The sequence below is a fragment of the Burkholderia stabilis genome (assembly GCF_001742165.1).
GTDB lineage: Bacteria > Pseudomonadota > Gammaproteobacteria > Burkholderiales > Burkholderiaceae > Burkholderia > Burkholderia stabilis.
The window spans coordinates 2536562-2555135 of record NZ_CP016442.1; the positions used below are offsets into that span (position 1 = coordinate 2536562).

General features: G+C 64.4%; 21 protein-coding genes and 1 tRNA gene. 20 read left to right on the top strand and 2 right to left on the bottom strand.

Features of this window, described 5'->3' with window-relative positions; all coding sequences use genetic code 11:
- Nucleotides 1-8: 8 nt before the first annotated feature.
- The 12 genes from hisB (at nt 9) to tatC (ending at nt 7064) form a co-directional block, all read left to right on the top strand.
- Entirely contained in the window at nt 9-596 is a 588-nt protein-coding gene (gene hisB / locus BBJ41_RS11865) for an imidazoleglycerol-phosphate dehydratase HisB (protein WP_006477126.1), read from the top strand.
- A gap of 62 nt (nt 597-658) precedes the next feature.
- Nucleotides 659-1279: a YchE family NAAT transporter gene (locus BBJ41_RS11870; RefSeq protein WP_069746560.1), complete on the top strand. Its 621-nt coding sequence runs from the start codon at nt 659-661 to the stop codon at nt 1277-1279.
- Complete coding sequence (hisH, locus tag BBJ41_RS11875) at nt 1276-1917, top strand: imidazole glycerol phosphate synthase subunit HisH (RefSeq protein WP_069746561.1); 642 nt, start codon at nt 1276-1278, stop codon at nt 1915-1917. Before BBJ41_RS11870 ends, hisH begins: the two co-directional genes overlap by 4 nt.
- 163 nt (nt 1918-2080) lie before the next feature.
- Complete coding sequence (gene hisA, locus BBJ41_RS11880) at nt 2081-2836, top strand: 1-(5-phosphoribosyl)-5-[(5-phosphoribosylamino)methylideneamino]imidazole-4-carboxamide isomerase (protein WP_069746562.1); 756 nt, start codon at nt 2081-2083, stop codon at nt 2834-2836.
- 106 nt (nt 2837-2942) lie between these two features.
- Complete coding sequence (gene hisF, locus BBJ41_RS11885; protein WP_069746563.1) at nt 2943-3716, top strand: imidazole glycerol phosphate synthase subunit HisF; 774 nt, start codon at nt 2943-2945, stop codon at nt 3714-3716.
- Nucleotides 3716-4132, top strand: coding sequence for a phosphoribosyl-AMP cyclohydrolase (gene hisI / locus BBJ41_RS11890; protein ID WP_069746564.1), 417 nt, complete (start codon nt 3716-3718; stop codon nt 4130-4132). The genes hisF and hisI overlap by 1 nt, the downstream gene beginning before the upstream one ends.
- Nucleotides 4129-4494, top strand: a complete 366-nt coding sequence (locus tag BBJ41_RS11895; RefSeq protein ID WP_069746565.1) for a phosphoribosyl-ATP diphosphatase — start codon at nt 4129-4131, stop codon at nt 4492-4494. Before hisI ends, BBJ41_RS11895 begins: the two co-directional genes overlap by 4 nt.
- A gap of 68 nt (nt 4495-4562) precedes the next feature.
- Nucleotides 4563-4955 carry a DUF4870 family protein gene (locus BBJ41_RS11900; protein ID WP_069746566.1) on the top strand — a complete coding sequence of 131 codons (393 nt, stop codon included), beginning with the start codon at nt 4563-4565 and terminating at the stop codon, nt 4953-4955.
- Nucleotides 4956-4986: 31 nt separating this feature from the next.
- Nucleotides 4987-5352: a histidine triad nucleotide-binding protein gene (locus tag BBJ41_RS11905; protein ID WP_069746567.1), complete on the top strand. Its 366-nt coding sequence runs from the start codon at nt 4987-4989 to the stop codon at nt 5350-5352.
- 94 nt (nt 5353-5446) lie between these two features.
- Nucleotides 5447-5677 carry a Sec-independent protein translocase subunit TatA gene (gene tatA / locus BBJ41_RS11910; RefSeq protein ID WP_034183658.1) on the top strand — a complete coding sequence of 77 codons (231 nt, stop codon included), beginning with the start codon at nt 5447-5449 and terminating at the stop codon, nt 5675-5677.
- A gap of 26 nt (nt 5678-5703) precedes the next feature.
- On the top strand, nt 5704-6234 hold the full coding sequence (gene tatB / locus BBJ41_RS11915) for a Sec-independent protein translocase protein TatB (protein ID WP_069746568.1): 531 nt from the start codon (nt 5704-5706) through the stop codon (nt 6232-6234).
- A gap of 41 nt (nt 6235-6275) precedes the next feature.
- Nucleotides 6276-7064, top strand: a complete 789-nt coding sequence (tatC, locus tag BBJ41_RS11920; RefSeq protein ID WP_069746569.1) for a twin-arginine translocase subunit TatC — start codon at nt 6276-6278, stop codon at nt 7062-7064.
- Nucleotides 7065-7279: 215 nt separating this feature from the next.
- On the opposite strand, the gene BBJ41_RS11925 is transcribed toward tatC, so the two are convergent.
- Nucleotides 7280-8485 (bottom strand): S1C family serine protease, encoded by a 1206-nt coding sequence (locus BBJ41_RS11925; RefSeq protein ID WP_048251399.1) that lies wholly within the window; start codon nt 8483-8485, stop codon nt 7280-7282.
- Between the two features lie 21 nt (nt 8486-8506).
- On the opposite strand from BBJ41_RS11925, the gene BBJ41_RS11930 reads away from it, so the two are divergent.
- From BBJ41_RS11930 to BBJ41_RS11965, 8 genes are all read left to right on the top strand, one after another.
- Complete coding sequence (locus BBJ41_RS11930; RefSeq protein ID WP_069746570.1) at nt 8507-9253, top strand: Nif3-like dinuclear metal center hexameric protein; 747 nt, start codon at nt 8507-8509, stop codon at nt 9251-9253.
- Between the two features lie 218 nt (nt 9254-9471).
- Nucleotides 9472-10092, top strand: coding sequence for a ubiquinol-cytochrome c reductase iron-sulfur subunit (gene petA / locus BBJ41_RS11935; protein WP_069746571.1), 621 nt, complete (start codon nt 9472-9474; stop codon nt 10090-10092).
- A complete protein-coding gene (locus BBJ41_RS11940; RefSeq protein WP_069746572.1) occupies nt 10092-11474 on the top strand; it encodes a cytochrome b in 1383 nt (460 codons plus the stop codon). The genes petA and BBJ41_RS11940 overlap by 1 nt, the downstream gene beginning before the upstream one ends.
- Before the next feature lie 21 nt (nt 11475-11495).
- Complete coding sequence (locus BBJ41_RS11945; RefSeq protein ID WP_069746573.1) at nt 11496-12254, top strand: cytochrome c1; 759 nt, start codon at nt 11496-11498, stop codon at nt 12252-12254.
- Between the two features lie 94 nt (nt 12255-12348).
- Complete coding sequence (locus tag BBJ41_RS11950) at nt 12349-12960, top strand: glutathione S-transferase N-terminal domain-containing protein (RefSeq protein WP_006400565.1); 612 nt, start codon at nt 12349-12351, stop codon at nt 12958-12960.
- 70 nt (nt 12961-13030) lie between these two features.
- Nucleotides 13031-13552 (top strand): ClpXP protease specificity-enhancing factor, encoded by a 522-nt coding sequence (locus tag BBJ41_RS11955; RefSeq protein WP_069746574.1) that lies wholly within the window; start codon nt 13031-13033, stop codon nt 13550-13552.
- A 19-nt stretch (nt 13553-13571) separates the two neighbouring features.
- Nucleotides 13572-13647 (top strand) — tRNA-Thr (locus BBJ41_RS11960).
- Nucleotides 13648-13821: 174 nt separating this feature from the next.
- The gene (locus tag BBJ41_RS11965; RefSeq protein ID WP_069746575.1) at nt 13822-15039 is read left to right on the top strand and encodes a tyrosine-type recombinase/integrase; all 1218 of its coding nucleotides are present in this window, start codon (nt 13822-13824) and stop codon (nt 15037-15039) included.
- A gap of 614 nt (nt 15040-15653) precedes the next feature.
- On the opposite strand, the gene BBJ41_RS11970 is transcribed toward BBJ41_RS11965, so the two are convergent.
- The gene (locus tag BBJ41_RS11970) at nt 15654-18506 is read right to left on the bottom strand and encodes a DUF927 domain-containing protein (RefSeq protein WP_069746576.1); all 2853 of its coding nucleotides are present in this window, start codon (nt 18504-18506) and stop codon (nt 15654-15656) included.
- Between the last annotated feature and the right edge of the window lie 68 nt (nt 18507-18574).

Below are 18574 nucleotides of genomic sequence, written 5' to 3' on the forward strand. Positions count from 1 at the left end.
GAATTGCCATGCGTGTGGCGGAAGTCGTTCGCAATACCAGCGAAACGCAGATCCGTGTGAAGCTCGATCTCGACGGCACCGGCCAGCAGAAGCTGGCCACCGGCGTGCCGTTTCTCGACCATATGCTCGACCAGATCGCGCGACACGGTCTGGTCGATCTCGAGGTCGAAGCGCATGGCGATACCCATATCGACGACCACCACACGGTCGAGGATGTCGGCATCACGCTCGGGCAGGCCGTCGCGAAGGCGATCGGCGACCGCAAGGGCATCCGCCGCTACGGCCATTCGTACGTGCCGCTCGACGAGGCGCTGTCGCGCGTCGTGATCGATTTCTCCGGCCGGCCGGGCCTCGAATTCCACGTGCCGTTCACGCGTGCGCGGATCGGCACGTTCGACGTCGACCTGTCGATCGAATTCTTCCGCGGTTTCGTGAACCACGCGGGCGTCACGCTGCACATCGACAACCTGCGCGGGATCAACGCGCACCATCAGCTCGAGACGGTGTTCAAGGCCTTCGGGCGTGCGCTGCGCGCGGCGGTGGAGCTGGACGAGCGTGCGGCGGGGCAGATCCCGTCGACGAAAGGCAGCCTCTGAACTTCCGAACGGACGGACGCTAAGGACAACCTTACGGCCTCGGTGCACAGCGCCGGCTTGCGATGGATCTGCTCAAATCGTTCATTTCGCTGCTTGCGCTGATCAACCCGATCGGCGCGGTGCCGTTCTTCCTGAGCCTGACGGCGCAGCAGACGGACGGCGAGCGGCGGCGCACGATCCGGATCGCGTCGGTGTCGGTGTTCTGCGTGATGACGGTGACGGCGCTGCTCGGGCAGCAGATCATCGACTTCTTCGGTATTTCGGTCGGCTCGCTCGAAGTGGGCGGCGGGATCATCATGCTGCTGATGGCGATCAACATGCTGAACGCGCAGATCGGCAACACGCGATCGACGCCGGAGGAGCGCCACGAGGCCGAGCTGAAGGACAACATCGCGGTCGTGCCGCTGGCGATTCCGCTGCTCACGGGCCCCGGCTCGATCAGCACGGTGATCATCTATGCGGCGAACTCGCATCACTGGTATGAGCGGGCCGGGCTGGTTGCGATCGGCGCGGTCCTGGCTTTTCTGTGTTTCGTCGCGATGCGGCTCGCCGAGCCGATCGCGAACTGGATCGGCCGCACGGGCATCAACATCGCCACGCGGCTGATGGGTCTGATGCTGTCGGCGCTGGCGGTGGAATTCATCGTCAATGGACTGAGGGCGCTACTGCCTGCACTGAGATGAAAACTTCGATTGCGATTGTGGATTATGGGATGGGCAACCTGCGCTCGGTCGCGCAGGCGCTCAAGAAGGCCGAACCGGCCGCCGACGTGGCGATCGTCGACACGCCGGCCGCGATTCGCGCGGCCGACCGCGTCGTGCTGCCCGGCCAGGGCGCGATGCCCGATTGCATGCGCTGCCTCGGCGAATCGGGCCTGCAGGAGGCCGTGATCGAGGCCTCGCGCACGAAGCCGCTGCTCGGCGTGTGCGTCGGCGAGCAGATGCTGTTCGACTGGAGCGCGGAAGGCGACACGAAGGGCCTCGGCCTGCTGCCCGGCAAGGTCGTGCGCTTCGCGCTCGACGGCCAGCTTCAGGACGACGGCTCGCGCTTCAAGGTGCCGCAGATGGGCTGGAACCGCGTGCGTCAGTCGCAGCCGCACCCGCTGTGGGACGGCGTGCCCGACGACGCGTATTTCTACTTCGTGCACAGTTATTACGTGAGCCCGGACAACCCGGTGCATACGGTCGGCGAAACGGCATACGGCGCGCCGTTTACGTCCGCGGTCGCGCGGGATAATCTCTTCGCGACCCAATTCCACCCCGAGAAAAGCGCGGAGGTCGGGTTGCGTCTGTATCGCAACTTCGTACACTGGAAACCGTGAACGTCGCGTGCGTGCCACAGTCGGCGGGCCGGAAAGGCCTGTCGCACGGGGCTTGCCCGCCAAGGCGCCGAAAGAGTTGTACTAAACTAGCGAGGCGGCGCGGCACCGGATTGGCCGGTGCGCGCCGGATTCTTTTCTTTTTCCACGACGATACCCGATTGCTATGTTGCTGATTCCGGCCATCGATCTCAAAGACGGTCAGTGTGTACGCCTGAAACAGGGCGATATGGACCAGGCTACGATTTTCTCCGAGGACCCGGCGGCGATGGCCCGCAAGTGGGTCGATCTCGGCGCCCGGCGGCTCCATCTGGTCGACCTGAACGGCGCATTCGCCGGCAAGCCGAGGAATCTCGAGGCGATCGAGGCGATCCTCGACGAAGTCGGCGATGAAATCCCCGTGCAGCTCGGCGGCGGCATCCGCAGCCTCGAGACGATCGAGAAGTACCTCGACGCGGGCCTGTCCTACGTGATTATCGGCACGGCGGCCGTGAAGGATCCGGGCTTCCTGCAGGACGCGTGCACCGCGTTCGCGGGCAGCATCATCGTCGGGCTGGACGCGAAGGACGGCAAGGTCGCGACCGACGGCTGGAGCAAGCTGACGGGCCACGAAGTGATCGATCTCGCGAAGAAGTTCGAGGACTACGGCGTCGAATCGATCGTCTATACGGACATCGGCCGCGACGGGATGCTGCAGGGCATCAACATCGAGGCGACCGTGAAGCTCGCGCAGGCGGTCGGCATCCCGGTGATCGCGAGCGGCGGCCTGTCGAACCTCGCCGACATCGAGAACCTGTGCGAAGTGGAAGAGCAAGGCGTCGAAGGCGTGATCTGCGGCCGCGCGATCTACTCCGGCGATCTCGATTTCGCGGCCGCGCAAAAACGCGCGGACGAACTGAACGGCGAACTCGACAACGCCTGATCGCGGTTGTCCCCTTCGCCGGGGCTGCCCGTGAGCAGCCCCGACCGGAAGCCTCGCGCGAGGCTTCCGTAACCGGCCGTCCCATCGCGGCCTTTGGCGCAACATCATGGCTCTAGCTAAACGCATCATCCCCTGCCTGGACGTGACCGCCGGGCGTGTCGTCAAGGGTGTCAACTTCGTCGAGCTGCGCGACGCCGGCGACCCCGTCGAAATCGCCCGCCGCTACGACGACCAGGGCGCCGACGAACTGACGTTCCTCGACATCACCGCGACGTCCGACCAGCGCGACCTGATCCTGCCGATCATCGAAGCCGTCGCGTCGCAGGTCTTCATTCCGCTGACCGTCGGCGGCGGCGTGCGCGCCGTCGAGGACGTGCGGCGCCTGCTGAACGCGGGCGCGGACAAGGTCAGCATGAATTCGTCGGCGGTCGCGAACCCGCAGCTCGTGCGCGACTCGGCCGACAAGTACGGCTCGCAGTGCATCGTCGTCGCGATCGATGCGAAGCGCGTGTCGGCCGACGGCGAGACGCCGCGCTGGGAAGTCTTCACGCACGGCGGCCGCAAGGGCACGGGCCTCGACGCGATCGAATGGGCGCGCAAGATGGCCGAGCTCGGCGCGGGCGAGATCCTGCTCACGAGCATGGACCGCGACGGCACGAAGTCGGGCTTCGACCTCGCGCTCACGCGCGGCGTGTCGGACGCGGTGCCGGTGCCGGTGATCGCGTCGGGCGGTGTCGGCTCGCTGCAGCACCTTGCCGACGGCATCAAGGACGGCCGTGCCGATGCGGTGCTGGCCGCGAGCATCTTCCACTACGGCGAGCACACGGTCGGCGAGGCGAAGCGCTTCATGGCCGACCAGGGCATCCCGGTGAGGCTGTGATGAATACGGAAACGAAATCCCTGCCCGCGTGGCTCGACAAGGTCCGCTGGGACGACAACGGCCTCGTGCCGGTGATCGCGCAGGAAGCGTCGACGAACGACGTGCTGATGTTCGCGTGGATGAACCGCGAGGCGCTGGCGAAGACGATCGAGACGCAGCGCGCGGTCTATTATTCGCGTTCGCGCAAGCGCCTGTGGTTCAAGGGCGAGGAGTCGGGCCACGTGCAGCACGTGCACGAGGTGCGGCTCGACTGCGACGAGGACGTTGTGCTGCTGAAGGTCGAGCAGGTGTCGGGCATCGCATGCCACACCGGCCGGCATTCGTGCTTCTTCCAGAAATTCGAAGGCACCGTCGAGAACGGCGACTGGGTCGCGGTCGAACCGGTGCTCAAAGATCCCGAACACATCTACAAATGACGCAATCGACCGAAGACACGCTGCTGCGCCTCGCGGCCGTGATCGATAGCCGCAAGGGCGGCGATCCCGATCAATCGTACGTATCGCGCCTGTTCCACAAGGGTGACGACGCGGTGCTGAAGAAGATCGGCGAAGAGGCGACGGAAGTCGTGCTGGCCGCGAAGGACGTGCGCCAGGGCGGCGCGCCGACCGCGCTCGTCAGCGAGGTGGCCGATCTGTGGTTCCACTGCCTCGTGATGCTGTCGCACTTCGACCTGAGCCCGGCCGACGTGATCGCCGAGCTCGAGCGCCGCGAAGGGCTGTCGGGCATCGAGGAGAAGGCGTTGCGCAAGCGCCGCGAGCGCGAGGAAAACGGCGGGTGACAGGCAGCGTCGCGATGCAGCCACAGTGCGGTAAGCTGTAAGAATTGTCATCTAACGGGGGTAGCATCATGACCGATACGCCAAGCCAGTTTCCGCCGCCGTCGGTGCCGGGGGCCGCGGACGCCGAGCGCCTGAACGGGCTGCGCACGCTGACTCACGTGCTTTACGGCCTCTACGCGTTTCATTGGCTGACGGGCGGCGTCACGGGCATCATCGCGATCATCATCAACTACGTGAAGCGCGCCGATGTGGCCGGCACGCCGTACGCCGATCACTTCGAGTGGCAGATCCGTACGTTCTGGCGCGCGCTGATCGCCTATGTGATCGGCTTCGCGTTGATGTTCGTGGTGATCGGATTCGCAGTGATGTTTGTCACATGGATCTGGACGCTGTACCGTATCATCAAGGGTTGGCTGTACCTGAACGACAACAAGACGCTCGATCCGCAGGCGTGGTTCTGACCGGCCGCGCGCGGGCGTCTGCAGGAGCAACATGAGTCACGATCCGAATTGCCTGTTCTGCAAGATCGCGGCAGGCGAGATCCCGAGCACGAAGGTGCACGAGGACGACGAATTCGTCGCGTTCCGCGACATCCGCCCGGCGGCCGAGACGCATGTGCTCGTGATCCCGCGCCAGCACCTGCCGACGCTGTCGGCGGCGAGCGACGGCGATGCGCCGATGCTCGGCCGGCTGATGTTGCTCGTCGCGCGCCTGGCCGACCAGCTCGGCGTCGCGTACACGGGCGGCGAAACCGGTTTTCGCACGGTGATCAACACGGGCCCCGGCGGCGGGCAGGAGGTTTACCACCTGCACGCGCATATTCTGGCCGGCCCGCGCCCGTGGCAGCGGATGGGTTGACGGCGCGGGGCGTTGCCCTGCATTCGATAGTCGAAGCCGGCGCGTCGCCGGCGATTTGCGCCGCGAAGCGGCGTGGTTGAGGAGAGGTTTCATCATGGGTGGATTGAGCATTTGGCACTGGCTGATCGTGCTGCTGATCGTCGCGCTGGTTTTCGGTACGAAGAAGCTGCGCAACATCGGCAACGATCTCGGCAGCGCCGTCAAGGGTTTCAAGGACGGCATGAAGGAAGGCGAAACGCCGGCTGATGCGCAGCAACTGCCGCGCTCGGGCTCGGTCGACGTCAACGCGAAGGAAACGACGCGTTCCGATTCGAACAAGGCGTAACGCCGGCACGCTGACAGGCATTCGCGATGCTGGATCTCGGTCTTTCGAAGATGGCGCTGATCGGCGTCGTCGCGCTCGTGGTGCTCGGCCCCGAGCGCCTGCCGCGCGTTGCGCGTACGGCAGGCGCATTGTTCGGCCGCGCGCAGCGGTACATCAACGACGTGAAGGCCGAGGTCTCGCGCGAAATCGAACTCGACGCGCTGCGGACGATGAAGACCGATTTCGAGTCGGCCGCGCGCAACGTCGAGACGACGATTCACGACAACCTGCGCGAGCACGAGAAGGAACTGAACGACACGTGGCATTCCGCGGTCGGCGGCCTTGACGAAGCGTCGGGCAGCACCGGGTCCTACGGCTCCGACACGCCTGCGGCGCCGTCGTGGCGCGGCAGCACCGCCGCGCTCGCGCCGAAGCGCCGCAACTGGCGTGTGAAGCAGGCGGCAACGCCTGTCTGGTACAAGCGCGCGACCACCCGCCGTACGCACGTGCAGTCGGGCGCCGCGCGTGTCGCGCGCCACCAGCCGGCCAGCCTGCGCCGGCCGACGCGCTTCTTCTGAGTCGAGCGCATGCTCGCTCGTCAATCCTACCGAGGGCCGGCGTGAGCGACCCCCAGCAGAACCCGGGCGACGCCCCGGAAGAAACCTTCATTTCCCATCTCGTCGAGCTTCGCGATCGCATCATTCGCGCGGGGCTGGCCGTGATCGTCGTGTTCCTCGGGCTCGTCTACTGGGCGCCCGACATCTTCAAGCTGCTCGCGCGGCCGCTGATGGAGAACCTGCCGAAGGACGGCAAGATGATCGTGACCGACGTCACCGGCTCGTTCTTCGTGCCGATGAAGGTCACGATGCTCGTCGCGCTCGTGATCGCGCTGCCGATCGTGCTGTACCAGATCTGGGCGTTCGTCGCGCCGGGGCTGTACCAGCACGAGAAGAAGCTCGTCGTGCCGCTCGTCGGCAGCAGCTACTTCCTGTTCCTGTGCGGGATGGCGTTCGCGTACTTCCTCGTGTTCCCGACGATCTTCCGCGTGATGGCGCACTACAACGCGCCGCTCGGCGCGGAGATGACGACCGACATCGACAACTACCTGAGCTTCGTGCTCGGGATGTTCATCGCGTTCGGGGTCACGTTCGAGGTGCCGATCGTCGTCGTGCTGCTCGTCCGGATGGGCGTGCTGTCGCTGAAGAAGCTGAAGGAGATGCGGCCGTACGTGATCGTCGGCGCGTTCGTCGTCGCGGCGGTCGTTACGCCGCCGGACGTGTTTTCGCAACTGATGCTCGCGTTGCCGCTGATCGTGCTGTTCGAGATCGGATTGCTGGCCGCGCGGTTCGTCGTGCCGAAGAAGCCGGCCGAAGAGGGCGAGGCGGAGAACGGCGAAGCCGCAAGCTGACGGATGCGCCGGGCGGCGCGCGGCGGATGGCCTTGCGGCGACCGTTCCCGGTGCGGCCCGATGGCGTTGCCGGCCGGAAAGCGGGTAACGAGCCGGCTAGGCCACGTCGCCAGCACCAACGATCACCGATACAAAGCAAAAGGGCAGCCCGAGGCTGCCCTTTTGCTTTTCCGTCTACGACAGGGCACGCGGCGGCGCGTGCCGACCGCCGACCGTCATTCGGTATCGCTGTCCTGCTCGTCGAGCGTCTGCTTCGGCGGCGGCGGACGCTTGCCGATCACGACGTTCACGTCGAACTCCTTGCCCTTGCGCACGACGTGCACCTTGGTTGGCGTGCCCGGCTTGATCTGCGCGACGACGTTCAGCAGCTTCGTCGTGTCGGTGATTTCCTCGCCGTTCACCGTGACCAGGATGTCGCCCGGCTTGATGCCGGCCTTGTCGGCCGGGCCGCCCTGCAGCACGCCGGCGACGATCGCGCCCGACTTCTGCTGGAGCCCGAACGACTCGGCGATCTCCGGCGTGACGTCCTGCGGCTCGACGCCGATCCAGCCGCGCGTGACCGAGCCCGACGTGATGATGCTTTCGAGCACGGTGCGCGCGGTCGATACCGGAATCGCGAAGCCGATGCCGAGCGAGCCGCCCGAGCGCGAGTAGATCGCCGTGTTGATGCCGAGCAGGTTGCCGTTCACGTCGACCAGCGCGCCGCCCGAGTTGCCGGGGTTGATCGGCGCGTCGGTCTGGATGAAGTTCTCGAACGTATTGATGCCGAGGTGATTGCGACCGAGTGCGCTGATGATCCCCATCGTGACCGTCTGGCCGACGCCGAACGGGTTGCCGATCGCAAGCACGACGTCGCCGACCCGCGACTGGTCGGAGCGGCCGAGCGTGATCGTCGGCAGGTTCGTCATGTTGATCTTCAGCACGGCCAGATCGGTTTCCGGATCGCTGCCGATCACCTTCGCGGTGGCCGTGCGGCCGTCGGCAAGCGCGACCTCGATCTGGTCGGCGCCGTCCACGACGTGCTGGTTCGTTAGAATGTAACCTTCAGGGCTCACGATAACGCCCGAGCCAAGGTTGGCTGCGGGTTCGTCCTGCTGCTTGCGGGCGTTGCGGTCGCCGAAGAAATAGCGGAACAGCGGATCTTTCGCGCGCGGGTCGGGCGGCAGCGAGCCGTCCTTGCTGGAGAATACGTTGACGACGGCGGGCATCGCCTTTTGCGCGGCTTCCGCATACGACGTGGTCGCCGGCGCGCCGCCGATGCCTGGCGCGACTTCCCGCAGCGCAACGATCGGCGTGGCGAGCTGCTTGCCGAGCTGTCCTTGCCGTTGCAGCCATTGCGGCTTGAGCGTCACGACGATGAACATCAGCGCGAGCAGCACGGTAACCGCCTGCGCGAAGAACAGCCAGAAGCGTCTAAGCATCTGAATGGATTAGAGGTTTATATGGATCGGATCGAACTTGAATTGTACTTGAACAATACCCTTGAAACCGCGCGCTTCAAGGACTATTGCCCGAACGGCCTGCAGGTCGAAGGGCGTCGCAAGATCGGGAAGATCGCCACCGGCGTGACGGCGTCGGCCGCGTTCCTCGAAGCCGCGCTCGAATGGGGGGCGGATGCCGTGCTCGTTCATCACGGCTATTTCTGGCGCAACGAGGCGCCGCAGATCACCGGCCGCAAGTACCAGCGCCTGAAGCTGCTGCTCGCAAACGACCTGAACCTGTTCGCGTTCCACCTGCCGCTCGACGCGCATCCCGAATTCGGCAACAACGCGCAGCTCGGCGAAAAGCTCGGGCTGATCGGCGAGCAGCGTTTCGGCGACGGCGACCTCGGCTGGATGGCGACGCTGCCGATGCCCGTCACGCTCGAGCACTTCGTCGCGAAGGTCGAGCGTACGCTCGGCCGCACGCCGCTCGTGCTCGGCGATCCGGACATGCAGCTGCGCCGCATCGCGTGGTGCACGGGCGCCGCGCAAAGTTATTTCGACGCGGCGATCGACGCCGGCGCGGACGTGTACCTGACCGGCGAAGTGTCCGAATACGTGACGCACACGGCTGCCGAGAGCGGCGTTGCGTTCGTTGCGGCAGGGCACCATGCGACCGAACGCTACGGAATCCAGGCGCTGGGCGCCCACTTGTCCGAAGAATTCGATCTCGAACACCTTTTTATCGATATTCATAATCCGGTCTGAATGACGGATTTGCGGCGGTGCATCGAAATTTCACAATGTAGCGAATGCTTAAAAGTGAAATGATTTAATCGCTCCGATAGTGCGGGAAAACCCTTAACTATCAATCACTTCGAAGGGATTTTCATCTCCGGGCCTTGTAAATGGCGACTCCATTCGCGCAAACTAGCGGCGGAATCGAAAGTCGTGACGGAAAATCCAACTCAGAAGTGGGGCGTGTGATGCGAGACAAGGAAGAGAAACGCGTCGACAGCGGCCGCCGTACCTGGCTGATTGCGACATCCGTAGCAGGTGGCGTGGGAGGCGTAGCCACCGTCATACCTTTCGCGGCGTCGCTTGCGCCGTCCGCGAAAGCGAAAGCGGCCGGAGCCCCGGTCGAGGTAGACATCAGCAGCCTGAAGCCCGGCGAGATGGTCACGGTGCCGTGGCGCGGCAAGCCGGTCTGGATCCTGAATCGCACGGACGACATGCTGTCCGACGTGGTCAAGGCCGACAAGGAAGTGGCCGATCCAACCACGAAATCCCCGTATTCGATGCCGTTGCCCGCGTATTGCGCCAACGAATATCGCTCGCGGGCCGATCGCAAGAACATTCTCGTCGTGATGGCCGTGTGTACGCACCTCGGCTGCACGCCAAGCCAACGCTTCACGCCGGGTCCGCAGCCGAACCTGCCGGACGACTGGCCGGGCGGTTTCCTGTGCCCGTGCCACGGTTCGACCTACGACCTCGCCGGCCGTGTGTTCAAGAACAAGCCGGCGCCTCAGAATCTCGACATCCCGCCCTACATGTTCACGTCGGCGACGACCCTCGTGATCGGCAAGGACGAGAAAGGAGAAGCGTGATGGCCGCCGACAACAAAGAAGTCTCCACGACAGGTCTCACCGGCTGGATCGATCAGCGCTTCCCGCTCACGTCCACCTGGAAGAAGCACGTTTCCGAGTACTACGCGCCGAAGAACTTCAACTTCTGGTACTTCTTCGGCTCCCTCGCGCTGCTGGTGCTCGTCAACCAGATCGTCACGGGCATCTTCCTGACGATGAACTACAAGCCCGACTCGACGCTCGCGTTCGCGTCGGTCGAGTACATCATGCGCGAGGTGCCGTGGGGCTGGCTGATCCGCTACATGCACTCGACCGGTGCGTCGATGTTCTTCGTGGTCGTCTATCTGCACATGTTCCGCGGGCTGTTGTACGGGTCGTACCGCAAGCCGCGCGAGCTCGTGTGGATCTTCGGCTGCGCGATCTTTCTGTGCCTGATGGCCGAGGCGTTCTTCGGCTACCTGCTGCCGTGGGGCCAGATGTCGTTCTGGGGCGCGCAGGTGATCGTGAACCTGTTCTCGGCGATCCCGTTCGTCGGCCCGGACCTGTCGCTGTGGATTCGTGGCGACTACGTCGTGTCCGACGTCACGCTGAACCGCTTCTTCGCGTTCCACGTGATCGCGATTCCGCTCGTGCTGGTCGGCCTCGTGGTTGCGCACTTGGTTGCGCTTCACGAAGTGGGGTCGAATAACCCGGACGGCATCGAGATCAAGGCGAAGAAGGACGAGAACGGCATTCCGCTCGACGGCATCCCGTTCCACCCGTACTACTCGGTGCACGATTTCCTCGGCGTGTGCGTGTTCCTGATGATCTTCGCGCTGATCGTGTTCTTCTCGCCGGAGATGGGCGGCTACTTCCTCGAGGCGAACAACTTCGTCCCGGCGAACCCGTTGCAGACGCCGCCCGAGATCGCGCCGGTCTGGTACTTCACCGCGTTCTACGCGATGCTGCGTGCGACCACCGACCCGTTCAAGATCGTGCTGATGATCGTGATCGCGCTGCTCGGCGTGCTTGCGCTGATCCGCGCGCGCGGCAAGTGGAAGGCCGGGCTGCCGGTGCTGGCCGCGGCGATCGTCGTGTTCATGTACCTGACGGAGTCGAAGTTCTGGGGCGTCGTCGTGATGGGGTCGGCGGTGATCACGCTGTTCTTCCTGCCGTGGCTCGACCGCAGCCCGGTGAAGTCGATCCGCTACCGGCCGCTGTTCCACAAGGTGTTCCTCGGGATCTTCGTCGCGGCGTTCCTGACCCTCGCGTTCCTCGGCACGCGGCCGCCATCGCCGGCGGCGACGCTGATCGCGCAGGCCTGCGCGCTGATCTACTTCGCGTTCTTCCTCGGCATGCCCGTCTGGACGCCGCTTGGCACGTTCAAGCAGCCGCCGGAGCGGGTGCGCTTCAAGCCCCATTAACGAGAGCGAGGAGAGAACGACATGAAGAAACTGCTTTCGACACTCGCGCTGATCGGGGCGACCGCGTGTGCGCTGCTGGCGGCGCCGGCTGTGCGGGCGGAAGGTAATTTTCCGCTCGACCGGGCGCCCGATAACACGGAAAATCTCGTTTCGCTTCAGCACGGCGCGCAATTGTTTGTAAACTATTGCCTGAACTGCCACAGCGCGAACCTGATGCGCTACAACCGTCTGACGGATCTGGGCATATCCCAGAAGGAGATCGAAACGAATCTCCTGTTCACGACCGACAAGGTCGGGAGCACGATGTCCGTCGCGATGCGGCCCGAAGACGCGAAGAACTGGCTCGGCACCTCGCCGCCCGACCTGTCGGTCGAGGAACGGGCGCGCGGCCGCGACTGGCTGTATACGTATCTGCGGAGTTTCTACCGCGACGATACGCGGCCGACCGGCTGGAACAACGCGGTGTTCGAGAACGTCGGCATGCCCCATGTACTGTGGCAACTGCAGGGGCAGCGCACTGCCAAATTCGAAGACAAGACGGACGAGGAGACGGGCGAGAAGGTCCACACGCTCGTCGGCTTCCAGCAGGTCACGCCGGGGACGCTTTCGTCGCCGGATTATGATGCTGCGGTTGCCGACCTGGTGGCCTATATGACATGGATGTCCGAGCCGGCCCAGCAGACCCGCAAACGCCTCGGCGTGTGGGTGCTGATCTTTCTCGGTGTCCTGACTTTCCTGGCCTGGCGGCTCAATGCCGCGTACTGGAAAGATATCAAGTAAACACGCCTGACCGGCGTGGGGCCGGCGCAAGGCGGAACCCGTGAAAGGGGTTGCGCCGCGTGCCGGCCCTCGGCTTTTTTGAGGAAACGCAAATATGATGGTTCTGTATTCCGGCACAACTTGCCCGTTCTCCCAGCGTTGCCGGCTGGTGCTGTTCGAGAAGGGCATGGACTTCGAGATCCGTGACGTCGACCTGTTCAACAAGCCGGAAGACATTTCGGTGATGAACCCGTACGGTCAGGTGCCGATCCTGGTCGAGCGCGACCTGATCCTGTACGAATCGAACATCATCAACGAGTACATCGACGAGCGCTTCCCGCATCCGCAACTGATGCCGGCCGACCCGGTGCAGCGCGCACGCGCGCGCCTGTTCCTGCTCAACTTCGAGAAGGAGCTGTTCGTTCACGTCAGCACGCTCGAGAACGAAAAGGGCAAGGCAGCGGAGAAGAATCACGAGAAGGCACGCCTCGCGATCCGCGATCGCCTGACGCAGCTCGCGCCGATCTTCGTGAAGAACAAGTACATGCTCGGCGAAGAGTTCTCGATGCTCGACGTCGCGATCGCGCCGCTGCTGTGGCGTCTGGATCACTACGGCATCGAACTGTCGAAGAACGCCGCGCCGCTGATGAAGTACGCCGAGCGGATCTTCAGCCGTCCGGCCTATATCGAAGCACTGACGCCGTCCGAAAAGGTCATGCGTCGTTGATGATGCAATAGGGCATGACGGAGAGGGCGGCGCGGCGTGCCGCGCGCCCGCTCCGGGTTCGAGGATTGTGATGCAAGAGATTTCAACGAAGCCTTATCTGCTGCGCGCGCTGTACGAGTGGTGCACCGATAACGGTTACACGCCGCATATCGCGGTGAGGGTCGACAACTCGACGCGCGTGCCCCGTCAGTTCGTGCGTGACGGCGAGATCGTGCTCAACATCAGCTTCGAGGCGACGAGCCAGTTGCAGATGGGCAACGAGTGGATCGAGTTCACTGCCCGGTTCTCCGGGAAGGCGCACAAGATCGAGATTCCGGTGGCCAACGTGCTCGCGATCTATGCGCGCGAGAACGGGCAGGGGATGGCGTTCCAGGTCGATGCGGTCGCAGGTGAAGGCGAGGATTCGGGCACGTTCGACGAAGAGGCTGCGCAGGCGGATGACGTGCAGCGCGACGAGTCGCCTGCCGTGCTGACGCCGGTCGCCGACAGCGGCGCGAACGAGGAACCGTCCGAAGGCGCCGACGAACCGCCGAAAACCGACGGCGACGGCTCGAAAGGTGGCAGCAGACCTCGCCTCAAGATCGTGAAATGAGGTAGAATCTCGCGCTTACGCCGGCTTAGCTCATCTGGTAGAGCAGTTGATTTGTAATCATCAGGTGGCGGGTTCGAGTCCTGCAGCCGGCACCAAACACTAGTTTCAAGTAGTACCCGGAAGTCCCAAAACCCGCGTCCAGCCTAGCGCTGACGCGGGTTTTTTGTTTCAGGACGTCCCGTGAGAGGCCGGGGCATCCCCAAAATTTGGGGGTAAGATTCGGGGTATGACTTCCGGGATTTGGGGGTATGCCGTACCCCCGACGAACAATGAAAACCAAACCTCTTACCGACGCCAAGTGCCGCAACGCTAGATTCGATGAGGCCGGGGGAAACAAACTCTTCGACGGCGGCGGCCTGTATCTCGATCTGCGCTCCAGTGGTTCGAAGAAATGGCGGCTCAAATACCGGTTCAATGGCAAAGAAAACCTGCTGACGTTCGGCGACTATCCCGCGACGTCGCTCGCCGATGCTCGGTCGAGGCGTGACGAAGCGAAGCGGCTGTTAGCGGAAGGGAAGAACCCTGCGTTCGAGCGTGACGTCGAGAAGCAGACTCGCGCCATTGCCGCACAGAACACCTTCGAGGCTGTCGCGCTGGAGTGGTACGAGGCGCAGCAAGCGACATGGAGCGCTTCGCACGCGAACCGAGTCAAGAAACAGCTCGATCGCGAGGTGTTTCCCCTGATCGGCCAGCGTCCGATTTCTTCGATCGGCGCACCGGATTTGCTCGCGGTCATTCGACGAATCGAAGGTCGAGAGGCGTTCGAGACTGCGCGCAAGACGTTGCAGACATGCGGCCAAGTTTTTCGCTATGCCGTTGCAACGAGCCGTGCCGAGCGAGATCCGTCGCCGGACCTGCGAGGCGCATTGAAGGCAGTGCCCGTCAAGCATATGGCCCGAGTCGGCGAAAGCGAGCTGCCGGAGCTGCTTCGCTCGATCGCTGCATATGAGGGCGAGCCGGAGACACGGCTCGCTCTGCGATTCCTGGCACTGACGTTCGTTCGTACGATCGAACTGCGGCAGGCCGAGTGGACAGAGATCGACGTGGAGCGCCGAGAGTGGCGAATTCCGGCTGAGAAGATGAAGATGCGCCGCGTGCATATCGTGCCGCTCGCTGACCAGACGATCGCGCTGCTTTCCGAGCTACGCGCGCTGACGGGCCACCGTCGCTGGCTGTTCCCGAACAGCCGTAGACCGTTGCAGCAGATGAGCGAGAACACGATCCTGTACGCGCTATACCGGATGGGCTATCGCAGTCGCATGACCGGGCACGGGTTCCGTGGTCTTGCCTCAACGATCTTGAACGAGAAGGGCTTCAATTCCGACTGGATCGAGCGTCAGCTCGCCCACTCCGAGCAGGACGGTGTGCGGGCGGCATACAACCACGCCGAGTATCTGTCCGAGCGCCATCGCATGATGCAGTGGTGGGCGGACTATCTCGACAAACAGGGTGGGGCGAAGATCATCCCGATCGCGGCTGCAAGATAAACCCGTGCCACCACGCGTATGACCCCCTTGCCGCGCACCTCCCACCGATTTTTCACAGTTGGCACCGCACTGCTGGTCCCCTGCATGTCGGTATGAATATGACCCCCCTTGGCGTGTCGGGGGTAGAGAAAAGACGCGGGTGTGAGCCCCCGCGTCTTTGCCCTAGACGCAGGGTCCCCCGCTTTCCGGCCGCCCCGACACTTGCGGCCGGCGCAACAATGCCCGAGCGGGGCGCATCGCGAACACCCCCCTCAAAAACACGCATCCGACGCCCGTCAAATCCCGGAGAGCCGCACCCCGTCTAGCTTCGCGGTCGACGCAGACGGTCGACGCCTGTCCGCTCAGTGCAAAATGAGTTGGAGAGTTGGAGATAAACGCCTGAATCGGCTGCAAAGCCTTATGGGGTAAGGCTTCGTGTGTCTCCAAACGATTTGGAGAACGCTGGAGATACTGGAGATAAACCGGCCGGGATTGTTACGGAGGCGGCAAGAATCGCGGCAGCCGCCGGCCCGGTTCCATCTGGAGCGGATCGCTCAAAGTAACTTTGACGCGCGGGCCAAAATGCCGCGCAAAGGAATGCCCGCCACCGCCCTCCCGGACGGCGGCGGCGTCTTTCACAGCTCAAGCGTGAAGATGGACGGCAGCACGCGATAGACCATGAATTTCCCGTGGCCGGGGATGTACTCCTGCCGGTACGGATAGCCGTCACTACGCGGCATCAGCACGCCCCGCTTCATCAGTGCCTTGGCGACGATCTTGTGATCGAAGCCGGCGCACACGTCCTTGCGAAACACGGCCGCTTCGATCAGGTATTCCGTCTCGACGCTTTCGGCATCGTCGGCGCTCATCTTGCCGCCGAACTCGGCGTAATACTCGCGATCCGACGCGATGGGCGTGCGGCGCTCGTCGCGCTTTACGTGCTGCTTGAAGCCCGCTCGATGCGGCACGTTCGGCCGATGGTCGTCCTGCGCCCGGTTCATCCACACGAAACGGTTGTCGCCGTGTGCGGCGAGGAAATGCTGTACCTGCCGCACGGCTTCCGCTTCGTCCGAATTGCCCGTACCGCCGCGCAGTTCGAGCCAGCCCTCGAAGCAGCGGCGCGCAGCCTCGACCGCTTCGCCCTGCGGCCAGCCGGTCAGCCCGTGCGCCGTCGCCAGTTCGCCGGCCACCGCAACGAGGCAGAACCGCTTAGCGACGCGGGCAACCTGCGAATGCGAGCCGTCCGGCACCCATTGCCCGACCAGCTCATCGACACGAACACGCAGATGCTCGGCCAGCTCGCCGGCCTGCGACGACGCCCACTCGATGAAGGCCGGCCCCGCCGTGCCGTAGTGCATGCCTGCATGGCGCTCAAGATGCTCGATCAGCGCGGCCGGGGTCGGGAAGCCGTGCAACTTCTCCACGACACCCATTTCGCCGACCTCGGCCGGGATCGCCGGCAAGCGCACCTCGATACCGCCTTTCATCGGCTTGTTGCCCTCGGCCATCAGCGCGGACACGCTCTTTTCGCCATTCGACAGGAACAGCAGCCGCCACGTGAGAACGGGTTTTGCCGAGCCGCTACGCGACGCGCGGGCCTTGCCCGACTCGTTCGCGAGCATGTAGATCACATCGCCGACCAAGCGCGGCTCGACCTGCCCGATTTCATCGAGGATCAGCAGCGCGTCGCTGTGTTGTGTCGCGACGGCTTCGAGGGCGTTGTCGGTTGCCTTCCAGCTCCGCACATAGTCCGGCGAGCCGAACACGGACGCGGCGATGACGCCGCCCGTCGACTTGCCCTTGGACGTCGTGCCGAGCAAGTGGAAACCGCCCGACTGAAGCCCGGAGAAGTGCAGCAGCGGACCAGCGAACGCGGTTGCGACGCAGAACAGCAGCCTGCTATTGCCGACGCAGTAGGCCGCGACCTCGCGTTGCCAGTCGTTCAGCGTACCGCGCTCCTTGAACTGGCTCTGGATCGGCGTATCAGCCTGATAGATCAGCGCCTCTTTGCCGGTGCCGATGACGCGATCGGGCAGCACGAACGCGCCGTGATGCCAGCCGACGCGCGGCACGCAGCGCACACGCTCGTCCGGCTGCGCCATCTGCACATAGTTCGCGATCTGCGTGCGGGCGATCTGCGTGACGCCGAGCTTCACGCCCATATCGAGCAGCATGCGCCGCAGCTCCGTGCCGTCGCCGGCAAACAGGCCGGCCGGCACCGCCCACCGTTTCAGGATGCCGTCGCGGTCGGTGAATTCGAGCAGGTAGCCCCACTCGCTGTTCATCTCGTTCCGCGTCTCCGCGATCACGTCGATCCGCGTGCTGACCCAATGCGGCGGGAGCGGATCACCCTGATTGTTGAAGCCGTGAAACCACACGCCCTTATCGTCGACGACGAACCGCGACTTGCCGTCCTGCGCGCGGGCCGTTTTCGGGCGCTTGGCGGGCTTCGCAGCGGGCGGTGCAGCCTTGCCCTTGCCGGCATCCGACGAGCCGGCCGGCGCGAGCGCAGCACGCACGGCGGCGGCCACCGCATCCGGGCCGACGTGCGCAGCCAGGTCGTTGAAGTCGGTCCCGTTCGCCGGGCGGTTCGAGCCGAAGTCGGGCACGGCCAAGATGCCGGCGACGGCCTCGGCCGCCGCGCGGGCCTTCGTCACGCCCGGATTGCCCTTCGTCGTGTGGTCGTCATCGGCGCAAACTACGATACGGGCGTCCGGATACTGGCCACGTAGCGCCGTTGCGACCGCGTGCAGGTTGCCGGCGTCGAACGCGACGGCGGCCGGATAGCCAGTCGCGGCCGCGAGCGTTGCGCACGTGGCGTAACCCTCGCCAATCAGCAGCGTGGACGATACCGGCCCGCCGATCAGCGAGAAGCAGCCCGCCTTGCGGCCGTTCGGCAGATAGCGTTTCTGGCCGTCCGTCAGGATGAATTCCAGAGTCCACAGCTTGCCGTCCGCGTCACGCGCCGGGATGACGAGCGCTCCGTCGCACGCGGCCGTGCCGATGCACAAACCGCCGCGATAGACGCGCAGCGCGTCGACCGGAATTCGCTTGCGAACGAGGTACGGGTGATCGGCCGGCGCAGGCTCGGCCGCCGACCAGATCGATTCGGCGAGCGCCGACGCGGCTTGCTGTTTCTCGGTCAGCTCGGCCAGCTCAGCCGCTTCGCGGGCCGCGCGTTCGGCTTTCTGCCGCCCGCGTTTCGCTGGATCGACCGGCTTGGCTCGATGCGCGCGCGGATCGAAGCCGCCGAGCTTGGCGAGGTGAAACAGCGTGTTGATGGTGATCTTGCCGCCCTTGAACGACTTCCACACATCGCGTGCGTCCTTGCCGTTGTAGTTCTGCGCGCCTTGGCTCCATTCGTTCCAGAGGGCGAAGCCCTCCTCGTCAAACTCGGCCTTGAGCGCCATCCCCACCTGACGCCACGTGTCGCGGTCGTCGGGCGGGACATAGCCAAGCGCGACTCTCGCCCGCTCGAATTCGGACATAGGTGCGTTACTCATAGGTTCCCATTGGACGCGCGTCGGTCGACTTCCGATTAGTAGTCCATATCGGG

Coding starts and splice junctions, on each gene's coding strand:
- BBJ41_RS11965 (WP_069746575.1), top strand. CDS start 13,822: ATGAAAACCAAACCTCTTACCGACGCCAAGTGCCGCAACGCTAGATTC.
- BBJ41_RS11945 (WP_069746573.1), top strand. CDS start 11,496: ATGAAGAAACTGCTTTCGACACTCGCGCTGATCGGGGCGACCGCGTGT.
- BBJ41_RS11925 (WP_048251399.1), bottom strand. CDS start 8,485: ATGCTTAGACGCTTCTGGCTGTTCTTCGCGCAGGCGGTTACCGTGCTG.
- tatB (WP_069746568.1), top strand. CDS start 5,704: ATGCTGGATCTCGGTCTTTCGAAGATGGCGCTGATCGGCGTCGTCGCG.
- hisH (WP_069746561.1), top strand. CDS start 1,276: ATGAAAACTTCGATTGCGATTGTGGATTATGGGATGGGCAACCTGCGC.
- BBJ41_RS11970 (WP_069746576.1), bottom strand. CDS start 18,506: ATGTCCGAATTCGAGCGGGCGAGAGTCGCGCTTGGCTATGTCCCGCCC.
- BBJ41_RS11905 (WP_069746567.1), top strand. CDS start 4,987: ATGAGTCACGATCCGAATTGCCTGTTCTGCAAGATCGCGGCAGGCGAG.
- hisB (WP_006477126.1), top strand. CDS start 9: ATGCGTGTGGCGGAAGTCGTTCGCAATACCAGCGAAACGCAGATCCGT.
- BBJ41_RS11955 (WP_069746574.1), top strand. CDS start 13,031: ATGCAAGAGATTTCAACGAAGCCTTATCTGCTGCGCGCGCTGTACGAG.
- BBJ41_RS11930 (WP_069746570.1), top strand. CDS start 8,507: ATGGATCGGATCGAACTTGAATTGTACTTGAACAATACCCTTGAAACC.
- BBJ41_RS11940 (WP_069746572.1), top strand. CDS start 10,092: ATGGCCGCCGACAACAAAGAAGTCTCCACGACAGGTCTCACCGGCTGG.
- BBJ41_RS11950 (WP_006400565.1), top strand. CDS start 12,349: ATGATGGTTCTGTATTCCGGCACAACTTGCCCGTTCTCCCAGCGTTGC.
- hisI (WP_069746564.1), top strand. CDS start 3,716: ATGAATACGGAAACGAAATCCCTGCCCGCGTGGCTCGACAAGGTCCGC.
- BBJ41_RS11895 (WP_069746565.1), top strand. CDS start 4,129: ATGACGCAATCGACCGAAGACACGCTGCTGCGCCTCGCGGCCGTGATC.
- hisA (WP_069746562.1), top strand. CDS start 2,081: ATGTTGCTGATTCCGGCCATCGATCTCAAAGACGGTCAGTGTGTACGC.
- BBJ41_RS11900 (WP_069746566.1), top strand. CDS start 4,563: ATGACCGATACGCCAAGCCAGTTTCCGCCGCCGTCGGTGCCGGGGGCC.
- BBJ41_RS11870 (WP_069746560.1), top strand. CDS start 659: ATGGATCTGCTCAAATCGTTCATTTCGCTGCTTGCGCTGATCAACCCG.
- hisF (WP_069746563.1), top strand. CDS start 2,943: ATGGCTCTAGCTAAACGCATCATCCCCTGCCTGGACGTGACCGCCGGG.
- petA (WP_069746571.1), top strand. CDS start 9,472: ATGCGAGACAAGGAAGAGAAACGCGTCGACAGCGGCCGCCGTACCTGG.
- tatA (WP_034183658.1), top strand. CDS start 5,447: ATGGGTGGATTGAGCATTTGGCACTGGCTGATCGTGCTGCTGATCGTC.